General features: G+C 74.3%; 11 protein-coding genes. 5 read left to right on the top strand and 6 right to left on the bottom strand.

Annotation, left to right across the window (positions count from 1 at the left end; all coding sequences use genetic code 11):
- Positions 1 to 25: 25 nt before the first annotated feature.
- Both tesB and VGR37_10570 read right to left on the bottom strand, forming a co-directional pair.
- Positions 26 to 892, bottom strand: a complete 867-nt coding sequence (gene tesB, locus VGR37_10575) for an acyl-CoA thioesterase II (GenBank protein HEV2147836.1) — start codon at positions 890 to 892, stop codon at positions 26 to 28.
- 104 nt (positions 893 to 996) lie between these two features.
- The gene (locus tag VGR37_10570) at positions 997 to 1,623 is read right to left on the bottom strand and encodes an HAD hydrolase-like protein (GenBank protein ID HEV2147835.1); all 627 of its coding nucleotides are present in this window, start codon (positions 1,621 to 1,623) and stop codon (positions 997 to 999) included.
- A gap of 176 nt (positions 1,624 to 1,799) precedes the next feature.
- On the opposite strand from VGR37_10570, the gene VGR37_10565 reads away from it, so the two are divergent.
- Complete coding sequence (locus VGR37_10565) at positions 1,800 to 2,363, top strand: hypothetical protein (protein ID HEV2147834.1); 564 nt, start codon at positions 1,800 to 1,802, stop codon at positions 2,361 to 2,363.
- 30 nt (positions 2,364 to 2,393) lie between these two features.
- Here the strand turns inward: VGR37_10565 and VGR37_10560 are convergent, their stop codons facing one another.
- From VGR37_10560 to VGR37_10545, 4 genes are all read right to left on the bottom strand, one after another.
- Positions 2,394 to 3,470: a hypothetical protein gene (locus tag VGR37_10560; GenBank protein ID HEV2147833.1), complete on the bottom strand. Its 1,077-nt coding sequence runs from the start codon at positions 3,468 to 3,470 to the stop codon at positions 2,394 to 2,396.
- 85 nt (positions 3,471 to 3,555) lie between these two features.
- On the bottom strand, positions 3,556 to 5,028 hold the full coding sequence (locus VGR37_10555) for a M20 family peptidase (GenBank protein HEV2147832.1): 1,473 nt from the start codon (positions 5,026 to 5,028) through the stop codon (positions 3,556 to 3,558).
- Between the two features lie 42 nt (positions 5,029 to 5,070).
- The gene (locus VGR37_10550; GenBank protein ID HEV2147831.1) at positions 5,071 to 5,904 is read right to left on the bottom strand and encodes an alpha/beta fold hydrolase; all 834 of its coding nucleotides are present in this window, start codon (positions 5,902 to 5,904) and stop codon (positions 5,071 to 5,073) included.
- A 3-nt stretch (positions 5,905 to 5,907) separates the two neighbouring features.
- Positions 5,908 to 7,047, bottom strand: a complete 1,140-nt coding sequence (locus VGR37_10545; protein ID HEV2147830.1) for a Re/Si-specific NAD(P)(+) transhydrogenase subunit alpha — start codon at positions 7,045 to 7,047, stop codon at positions 5,908 to 5,910.
- A gap of 184 nt (positions 7,048 to 7,231) precedes the next feature.
- On the opposite strand from VGR37_10545, the gene VGR37_10540 reads away from it, so the two are divergent.
- The 4 genes from VGR37_10540 to VGR37_10525 all read left to right on the top strand — a co-directional run.
- Positions 7,232 to 7,849, top strand: coding sequence for a hypothetical protein (locus VGR37_10540; GenBank protein HEV2147829.1), 618 nt, complete (start codon positions 7,232 to 7,234; stop codon positions 7,847 to 7,849).
- A complete protein-coding gene (locus VGR37_10535) occupies positions 7,842 to 8,213 on the top strand; it encodes a transcriptional regulator (protein HEV2147828.1) in 372 nt (123 codons plus the stop codon). The genes VGR37_10540 and VGR37_10535 overlap by 8 nt, the downstream gene beginning before the upstream one ends.
- Positions 8,214 to 8,240: 27 nt before the next feature.
- Positions 8,241 to 8,969, top strand: a complete 729-nt coding sequence (locus VGR37_10530; GenBank protein ID HEV2147827.1) for a di-trans,poly-cis-decaprenylcistransferase — start codon at positions 8,241 to 8,243, stop codon at positions 8,967 to 8,969.
- Positions 8,970 to 9,131: 162 nt separating this feature from the next.
- A partial coding sequence (locus VGR37_10525) for a hypothetical protein (GenBank protein HEV2147826.1) occupies positions 9,132 to 9,455 on the top strand: 324 nt, incomplete at its 3' end.

Genomic DNA, 9,455 nt, shown 5'->3' with positions numbered 1-9,455 from the left:
GATCCGCCCCGCCCCCGGACCGGTCTCACCCCTCGCGGAGGCGGAGCAGCCCCTCCTGCGCCACCGAGGCCACCAGCCGGCCGTCGCGGGTGAAGATACTCCCGCGGGTGAAGCCGCGCGCCCCGGAGGCGCTGGGGGCGTCGGTGGAGTACAGGAGCCAGTCGTTCGCGCGGAAGGGGCGGTGGAACCAGAGCGCGTGGTCGAGCGAGGCGGCCTGCAGCTTCCGCATCTGGAAGGTGAGGCCGTGCGGGAGGAGCGCCGTCCCCAGCAGCCCGTAGTCCGAGGCGTAGGCGAGCACCGCCTGGTGCGAGAGGGTGTCGTCCGGGATCTCGCCGTCGGCCCGGAACCAGACGTGCCGGGCGGGGGCGCGCGGCTCCGGCTGGAAGGGGTCCAGCGGGTGCACCGGGCGGAAGTCGATGGGCCGGTCCTGCGTGTAGACGGCGCGCAGCCGCTCGGGGATGCGGTCGGCCACGGCGCGGATCAGGTCCAGCTCGCGGGCGAGCTCCTCCGGCGGGGGCACCTCCGGCATCTCCACCTGGTGGTCCGGCCCGTCGTCCTCCACCACCTGGAACGAGGCCGACATGTTGAAGATGGCGCGCCCGTGCTGGATAGCCGTGACCTGGCGTGTGGTGAAGCTCTTCCCGTCGCGGAGCCGGTCCACGAAGTAGACGATGGGGGCCTGGACGTCGCCGGGGAGGATGAAGTAGCCGTGCAGCGAGTGCGCCACCCGCTCCTCCTCCACCGTGCGGCGCGCCGCCACCAGCGCCTGGGCCAGCACCTGCCCGCCGTATGCGCGCCCCGAGCCGATGTCGCGGTTCTGCCCTCGGTAGATGTTGTGCTCCAGCGGCTCCAGGTCCAGCAGCTCGAGAAGGGCGCCGAGGGCATAGCTCATGGCACGTCGCTCCGGGGGCGGGCTCCCCCGGCCGCGCGACCGGGGCGGGAGCGGGCGAATCTAGCGCGCGCCCGGAGGCGGGAGAAGCCCTCGGGCGCGGTGCCTCAGCCGACCGTCGCCACGATGTCGCCCACGGTCTCGAACGACTCCGCCGGGGCGTGCGCCCGCAGCGCGTCCGCGCGGGTGTAGCCCCAGGCAACGGCGCCGAAGGGGATCCCCTCCGCGCGCGCCGCCTCCAGGTCGCGGATCTCGTCGCCGATGCAGAGGGCCTCGCCGCGCGGGACGCCGCTCCGCCGCAGCACCCTCCGGAACCGCGCGCGCTTCCCGAAGACCGACGCGCCGCACTCCCAGTACCGGAACCGCGCCGCGTTCTCGGGACCCAGGATCCGCACGGCGTTCTCGTACGAGTTGGAGGTCACCAGCGCCAGCTCCACGCCCCGCTCGGCCAGCTCACGCAGCAGGCCGTTCACCCCGGGGAAGAGCGGGATCTCGCGGACGTCCCGCGACTTCAGGATCCGCATGTGCCGGACGATCAGGGGCAGCTTCCAGGCGGGAACGGCGAGGTGCCGCATCAGCCTCCGGGCGCCGTAGCCCCGCAGCACCTCGATCTCGCCCTCCTCGATCCGCCGGAAGCGGTAGCGGTCCGCCACGGAGTTCACCACCCGCACGAACCAGGGGAAGGAATCGGCGAGGGTGCCGTCGAAATCGAAGATCACCAGCCTGTACTTCACCGTACCGCCTCCCGGTATCCGCTGGGCAAACTCTGCGCTGCCCGACTCTACGACGCTGCGAGCGGGAACGGAAGCCCCGGACTCGACGCGGGCCCCGCCCGGCCTGCGGGCTGGCCGGCGACTTGCGGCCGTGTAGACGCTCCGCTGCCGCCGTGAACCTGGGGGAGGGTGCGCCGATGGCCGAGGTCCTGGTACGGTTCGATGCCACCGTCTCCGACGCGGAGGGCCGGGCGTACGTCGCGCGGGTCTGCGGACGCGAGACGGAGGACCGCCTGTGGGAGGGATGGATCGAGTTCGACCCGCAGGACGGAGGCCCCGCGCTGCGCACCCCGCGCGAGACGACGCAGCCCAACCGGACGGACCTCGAGTACTGGGCCACCGGCCTGACCATGGCGTACCTGGAGGGCGCGCTGCAGCGCGCCCTGCACCCGCAGACGCCCGACCTGGCCCCGCGAACGGTCGCGGCCCGCCCCGCCTACGACCGGCCGGCCCCCGTGGAGGCCGGGCGCACCGCCGCACCGAGCCGGGTCCGCCCGGACGCGGTGCTGGACCCCTTCGCGGTGTACGCCCAGGGTGAGGAGGTGCTCCGGGAGGAGCTGGGCGCGCTGGACGAGGGCCACCTGTGCGATGTCGTGCGGGCACACGATCTGGTCGCAGAGGAAGAGGTGGACCTGCGGGCGATGCACCGCACCGCCCTGGCGGAGATGATCGTCGCGGCGGTGCGGAGGCGCGCGGGGTGACTCGCCACCGGCTCGCGTGGGCGCGGAGCCTCAGGCGTCCGCGTGCGATGCCGCGTGCTCCCGCGCCGCCGCCCGCAGCTTCTCCTGCTCGATGGCGAAGTTCAGCGCCGCCAGCACGAACAGGTTGAACACCAGCCCCACCAGCGCCGCCCACTGGTCCTGGTAGAACATGAACACCTGCGTGATGAAGATGGACACCAGGATGGAGCGCTGGAACATGCGGAGCGCCCGCAGCCGCGACGTGCGCAGGGCGTAGATCCCCAGCCCCACGAAGACGGCGGAGAGCAGCGCGGAGGCGATCTGCGCCCAGTCCACCAGCGTGAACCCTTCCACGATCCTGCGCACCGGCGGCAGCGCGAGCGAAAGCCGCACTCTCCACTCCGGCCAGAAGAGCGTCGCCATCACCTGGGCGCCCTTGAGCGCCAGCTGCGCCAGGAAGAAGGCGACCAGGGCGCGCGGGAACCACGGGCGGCTCCCGACCCAGCGGTAGAGCGAGGCCGCCGCGTCGCGGACGCGGCGCAGCGGGTGCGGGTCCGGCGTGGGGATGGGCTCCGTGCGGTGCAGCAGCTCCCGGATGGCCCGCGCCAGCGGGTCGTCCGGCCGGGCGTGCTCCAGGTAGAGCAGCGTGCGCTCCCGCTCCTCGTGGTCCAGGTCGTCGAAGGCGACGTTGTCCAGCTCCTGCAGCGCGTTGACCAGGTACTCGTCCGGCGTGGGCCGCCTCTGGTGGATGGAGCGCGTCGCCAGGTAGACGAGCACGAAGGAGACGTAGATGAGCGCGACGGCCGGCTGGTAGAAGTAGTCGTTGTCCTGCGTGACGAACTTCCCGACCTCGTCGATGAAGGTGCCGAACCCTACCCCGCCCAGGAGCGCCGCGACCTGGTGGCTGCGCTGCCCCAGGTAGGAGAGGAGGAGGATGAGCGCCGCGCACATGAGCAGCCCGCCCCACAGCATGTGCGCGATGTGGAGCGACTCGCCGCCCACCTGCGGGTAGCCCGCGAGGTGGAGGAAGAGGCGGATCCCCAGGATGGCCGAGACCGCCGAGACCAGAAACAGATCCAGGTACTGCCCCGCCCGGAAGTCGCGGATCAGCTGCTTCCGTCCTTTCACCACGCGCACGCCCCCGCCGCTGGATGGGTCCTGCCGGATGCCCGGCGCGCGGGGGCACCGGCAGGACTCGCACCACCCGCCCGCCTCACCCCGCCCCGTTCCGCAGCAGCTGCGCGTAGAAGCGCACCGCCGTCGCGTAGTCCGCCACCCCCACCCGCTCGTCCGTCCCGTGCATCCGCGCCAGGTCCGCGGCGGTGAGCCGCACCGGGAGGAAGCGGTACACACTCTCGCTCAGCCCCGCGTAGTAGCGCGCGTCCGTGGCGCCCACCACCAGGTACGGCGCTACCACCGCGTCCGGGAAGGTCTGCCGGATGCTCCGCTGCAGCACCTTCCACCCGGCCGACTCGGTGCTGGACACCGGCGACGGCTCGCTGGCGAAGCCCTTCGCCCGCACCTCCACCCGCGGGTCGTCCACCGTGCGGCGGACGTGCTCCAGCACCCCGGCGATGCTGTCGCCGGGGAGGATGCGGAAGTTGACGACGGCGCGCGCCTGGGAGGGGAGCACGTTGTCCTTGGTCCCGCCCTGGAACACGGTGGCCGCCGTGGTGGTGCGGAGCGTCGCGTCGGTGGCCGGCTTGGCCGCGAGCTGCCGCTCCACCAGCGGGCCGAAGAGCCAGCGGTTGGCGAACAGCAGCCGCATCCCGAAGGGCATCTCCGGCCCCGCGTAGTCGAAGAGCAGCCCGGTCGCGCCGCGGATCCCGCTCGGGAGCGGGTTCTCCTCCAGCCGCGAGACGGCCCGCGCCAGGATCCCCACTGCCGTCTGCCGCGGGGGCATGGAGGAGTGCCCGCCCCCGCCGCGCGCCACCAGCTCCACCGAGACGAACCCCTTCTCCGCCACCCCCACGAGCGCCACCGGGGCCTCGAGCCCCGGCATCATCCCCTGGAAGACGGCCCCGCCCTCGTCCACGACCCACTCCGGCCGCACGCCCCGCGCGCGCAGCAGCGCCGCGATCCGCGCGGCGCCCTCGCGCCCGCCCACCTCCTCGTCCGCCCCGAAGGCCAGCAGCACGGTGCGCCGCGGCCGGAACCCCTCCGCCATGAGCCCCTCCACCGCCTCCAGGATCCCGAGCACGCCGGACTTGTCGTCGATAGCCCCGCGCCCCCAGACGAACCCGTCCGCCACCTCCCCGGCGAAGGGCCCATGCGTCCAGGCCGCCTCCGTGCCCGGCTCCACCGGGACCACGTCCATGTGCCCCGCGAGCAGCACGGGAGGGAGCGAAGGGTCCGTGCCCGGCCAGGTGAAGAGCAGTGCGTGCCGCCCCACCGTCTCGCGGCGGAGCGCGGCGTGCACGCGAGGGAAGCTCCGCTCCAGGTACGCGTGCATCTGCGCCCACTCCGGCCCGTCCGCGGCCAGGGTGTCGGAGAAGGAGATCGTGGGGATGCGCAACGCCCCGGCCAGCCGCTCCGCCGCCGCCGCGGTGTCGGTCGCGAACGGCGCCGCGGGCTCCGCCGGCACCTGCCGCGAGGTGAAGCCGAAAGCGCGCGCCACCAGGACGCCGACGAGGAGGACGGCGCCCAGGAGGACGCCCAGGCCGAGGGTGAGGAGGTAGCGCTTCATGTCGGGGGAGGGGAGAAGGGGAAGGGACGAGCCGGGGAGGGCTCAGCGCGCGGACATCCAGTCCGCCGCCTCGCGCCAGAGGCCGGGCGCCACCCCGGGGCGGAAGAAGCCGAAGTGGCCGATGCGCTTGGCGCCGACCTCGGCGGGGGCCACGTGCCGCCGCGTGAGCGCGCGGCTCCCGTAGCGGGCGTGCAGCGCCTCCACGGCCGCGCGCGGCGCGAAGGGGTCGTCCGCGAAGCTGAAGGCCAGGATGGGGAGGGTGAGCGCCGCGTGACCGCTCCAGTCGCCCAGGTACTCCGGGCGGCTGCACCAGCGCGCCCACTCCAGGGCCACGCCGGCGGGGAGGTCCTCGCCCATCCCCAGGCGCCGCATGGGGAAGCGGCCCAGGGCGCGCGTGGTGAGCGGCATCACCACCTTCCAGAGCGCCGCGTAGGCGAGCTTCGTCGACGCCGGCCAGTGCCCCCACCACCCGCTCTGCGCCGCCACCGTCACCAGGGCGCGCAGCCGGGGCGCGTTCGGGGCGAGCCCGATCGCCTGCCCTCCGAAGCTGTGCCCCAGCGCGAAGAGCGACGCCCCCGGCCACCGCTCCGCCGCGTGGTCGATGGCCCCGGCCAGGTCGCGCTCCGCCCAGTCGCGCATGGTCGCGCGGAAGCCGCGCAGGCTCGGCGGGCGGCTCCCGCCCGTCCCCCGCCAGTCCCAGGTGAGCACGGCGAAGCCCTCCCCGGCCAGGAACTCCGCCAGCGGGCGGTACAGCTTCCGGCGCACCCCGGTGGCGGGCGCCACCAGCACCACGCGCCCGGGGTCGCCCGCCGGGTCGAAGCGCGTCGCGGCGAGCGGGAAGCCGTCCGCGGCGGGGAGGGTGAGGTCGCTCGGCATGGCTCAGGCGGGCTGAAGGAGGCCGCGGACCCGCTCGTTCGCCACCTCGCCGCCGTGCGCCACGCAGGCCCCGCGGAAGATCTCGTCCTCGAAGTCGGGGGTGAACGTCCCCTCCTTCACGAACTCGCCGATCATGGCCGCCACCGTGCGCGAGTACATCTGGCTGGCGTGCATCGGCATCTCCGCGGGGAGGTTCAGCGCCCCCAGCACCCGCACCCCGTTCCCGGTCAGCACCGTCTCGCCCGGGCGCGTGGCGGCGCAGTTCCCCCCGTTTGGCGCGGCCACGTCCACCACCACCGACCCCGGCGCCATGGCGAGCACCGCCTCCTCCGTCACCAGGAGCGGCGCCCGCATCCCGGGCACCAGCGCGGTGGTCACCACCACGTCCGCCGCGCCCACGTGGGGCACCAGCAGCTCCGTCTGGCGGCGCTGCCGCTCCTCGTCCAGGGCGCGCGCGTAGCCGCCCGCGGTCTCGGCGTCGCCCGTCTCCAGCTGCAGCTCCACGAAGCGGCCGCCCACGCTCTCCACCTGCTCGCGCGCGGCGGCCCGCACGTCGTACGCGGAGACCACGGCGCCCAGCCGCCGCGCCGTGGCGATGGCCTGGAGCCCCGCCACCCCGGCGCCCAGGACCAGCACCTTGGCCGGGCGGATCGTCCCCGCGGCGGTGGTCAGCAGCGGGAAGAAGCGGGGGAGCGCCTCCGCCCCCAGGAGCACGGCCCGGTACCCGGCGATGGTGCCCATGGCCGACAGGGCGTCCATCTTCTGGGCGCGGGTGGTGCGCGGCACCATCTCCATGCTGAGCGCCGTCACCCCGGCCGCGGCCAGCCGCGCCACCCCCTGCGGGTCGTCCAGCGGGCGGAGGAAGCCCACCAGCACGCTCCCGGAGCGCAGCAGCGGGAGCTCCTCCTCCGACGGGGGCTGCACCCGCGCCTGCACGTCCACGTCGTACGCCTCCGGGCGCGCCACGAGATGGGCCCCCGCCTCCTCGTACGATCCGTCGGGGAAGAAGGCGGCCTCCCCCGCGCCGCGCTCCACCACCACCTGCGCGCCGTCCTTCACCAGGCGGCCGACCACGTCCGGGACGAGCGCGACGCGGCGCTCCAGCGGCGCGGTTTCCTTGGGGACACCGATCAGCAGGGGCATGGCGGGCGTGGTCTGGCGTGGAATGGCGCGTGCGGCGGACGGAAGCCGCAACGAGGGGCCCCCGGAGAAGATGGAGCGCCCCCCCCGGCCTCACAAGGGGCGGGAAGGGCGCCGGACCGGGCGCACCTCAACTTTGCATCGCAAAGTACTTGACACGCGGACGACCCCGCGCTATCCTCTCCTCATGGCTACCGTACACCCCATCCGATCCGCCCCGGACGAAGAGCCCCTCGACCTGCACGCCAGGGCGATGGACAACCTGCGCTTCATCCGGGAGACCATGGAGCGCGCCGGGAGCTTCACCGCCGTCTCCGGGTGGGGGATGGTGGTGGTGGGCTTCACCGCCGTCGCCGCGGCGTGGGTCGCCTCGCGCCAGCACACGCCGGAGGCCTGGCTGGGCGTGTGGTGGGCGGAGGCGCTCTTCTCGCTGGGGATCGCCGGGTGGACCACGGCCCGCAAGGCGCGGGCGGCCCGGATGCCGCTCCTCTCCGGGCCCGGGCGCAAGTTCGCGTTGAGCCTGGCGCCGCCGCTGGTTGCGGGGGCGCTGCTCACCGTCTTCCTGTACGAGGCCGGGCTGGCCGCGGCGCTCCCGGGGACCTGGCTCCTCCTCTTCGGCACCGGCGTGGTGACGGCGGGGGCCTTCTCGGTGCGCATCGTCCCCGTGATGGGGATGTGCTTCATGGCGCTGGGGACGGCGGCGCTCTTCACTCCCGCCGCCTGGGGGAACGCCACCATGGCGCTCGGGTTCGGCGGGCTCCACCTGCTGTTCGGATCGGTCATCGCCTGGAGGTACGGTGGGTAAGGCCAAGCAGGCGCCCGGCGGGGGCGAGGACTTCGGCCTCCGCAGCATCGCTGGGGGCGGCGCCGCGGACGCCCCGGAGCTGGACCGGCTCATCCACGAGCGGGTGCGGCTGGGGATCGTCAGCGCGCTGGCGGTGAACCAGACGCTGACCTTCAATGCGCTCAAGGACATGCTGGGTCTCACCGACGGCAACCTGAGCGTGCACGCGCGCCGGCTGGAGGAGGCCGGATACGTGGCGTGCAGCAAGTCGTTCGAGGGACGGGTGCCGCGCACCGAGTACCGCCTCACGGCGGAGGGGCGCCGCGCCCTGGAGCTGTACCTGGACCACATGGAAGCGCTGATCCATGCCGTGCGCGACCGCTGAAACGGATTTTTTACGCCCTTGCGCTTTATGAGACAAAGCTCTTTTTCCGCGGACGTGTCGGGGATGCACGTGGCGATCATCATGGACGGCAACGGGCGCTGGGCCAGCGCGCGGGGGTGGCCGCGGGCGGCGGGGCACCGGACCGGCGCCCGCACGGTGCGCCGGATCGTCGAGGCGGCGCGGGAGATGGGGATCGGCACGCTGACCGTGTACGCCTTCTCTTCCGACAACTGGCAGCGCCCGGGGCGCGAGGTCACGGCGCTGATGCGGCTCTTCCGGGCGTACCTGGTGGCGGAGACGAAGCGCTGCGTGGAGAACGGGGTGCGGCTCAGCATCATCGGCCGGCGCGACCGGCTGGGCCCGGAGCTGCTCACCACGGTGGAGACGGCGGAGCGGACCACCGCCGGCGGGCGGGGGATGCACTTCCGGGTGGCGCTGGACTACTCGGCGCGCGACGCCATCCTCCGCGCCGCCGCGCGCCTGGGCGGCGGCGCCGAGCCCACCCGCGACGAGTTCGCCGCCGCCATCGCGGAGGAGATCCACTCTCCCGGGGGCGCCCCGGACGTGGACCTCCTGATCCGCACCGGGGGCGAGCAGCGCCTGAGCGACTTCCTCCTCTGGGAGTGCGCGTACGCGGAGCTGTTCTTCACGCCCAAGATGTGGCCGGACTTCACGCCCGCGGACCTGCGCGCCGCGGTGCGGGACTTCGCCGGGCGGGAGCGCCGCTTCGGGCGGGTGCTGCAGCCCACGGGGTAGACGGCGGACGGGGCGCGCCAGGCGGCGCGCCCCCATTCTCACCTCGGGAACGGAGGTCGGGACCATGACGGGAAGACCGGCACCGGCGGCGCCACGGCGGGCGCGCCGATCAGGCCCTCGCGTGCATAAACAGGGCTCAACCACTCACCCGGCAGGTGCGCGATGACCCCGCGCGCGGAGACGCTGGACCGGCCGCTCCCCGCCTGGGAGGTGGGGGAGCGCACCCGGGCGTCGCTCCTCCTGCTGGGCGCGGCGCTGGCGCTGGGCGTGCTGGGGAACGCGCTGTTCGACGGGGCTGGGCTGGGGATCAACGCCCTCGTCTGGGTGGCGGCGCTCCTGGGGGCGGCGGTGCTCCTGGCGCGCCGCACCGGCACGCCGCTGGAGGGGGAGGGGCGCTGGATGGCCCTCCCCGCCCTCTTCTTCGCGGCGGCGCTCGCCTGGCGCGCCTCCCCGGCGCTCGCGGCGCTCAACCTGCTGGCCCTGGCG

The sequence above is a fragment of the Longimicrobiaceae bacterium genome (assembly GCA_035936415.1).
GTDB lineage: Bacteria > Gemmatimonadota > Gemmatimonadetes > Longimicrobiales > Longimicrobiaceae > JAFAYN01.
The sequence above is the reverse complement of the archived record's forward strand: the minus strand, read 5'-3'. Positions and strand labels throughout refer to the sequence as shown.

Coding starts and splice junctions, on each gene's coding strand:
- VGR37_10545 (HEV2147830.1), bottom strand. CDS start 7,047: ATGCCCCTGCTGATCGGTGTCCCCAAGGAAACCGCGCCGCTGGAGCGC.
- VGR37_10540 (HEV2147829.1), top strand. CDS start 7,232: ATGGCTACCGTACACCCCATCCGATCCGCCCCGGACGAAGAGCCCCTC.
- VGR37_10565 (HEV2147834.1), top strand. CDS start 1,800: ATGGCCGAGGTCCTGGTACGGTTCGATGCCACCGTCTCCGACGCGGAG.
- VGR37_10530 (HEV2147827.1), top strand. CDS start 8,241: ATGAGACAAAGCTCTTTTTCCGCGGACGTGTCGGGGATGCACGTGGCG.
- VGR37_10555 (HEV2147832.1), bottom strand. CDS start 5,028: ATGAAGCGCTACCTCCTCACCCTCGGCCTGGGCGTCCTCCTGGGCGCC.
- tesB (HEV2147836.1), bottom strand. CDS start 892: ATGAGCTATGCCCTCGGCGCCCTTCTCGAGCTGCTGGACCTGGAGCCG.
- VGR37_10550 (HEV2147831.1), bottom strand. CDS start 5,904: ATGCCGAGCGACCTCACCCTCCCCGCCGCGGACGGCTTCCCGCTCGCC.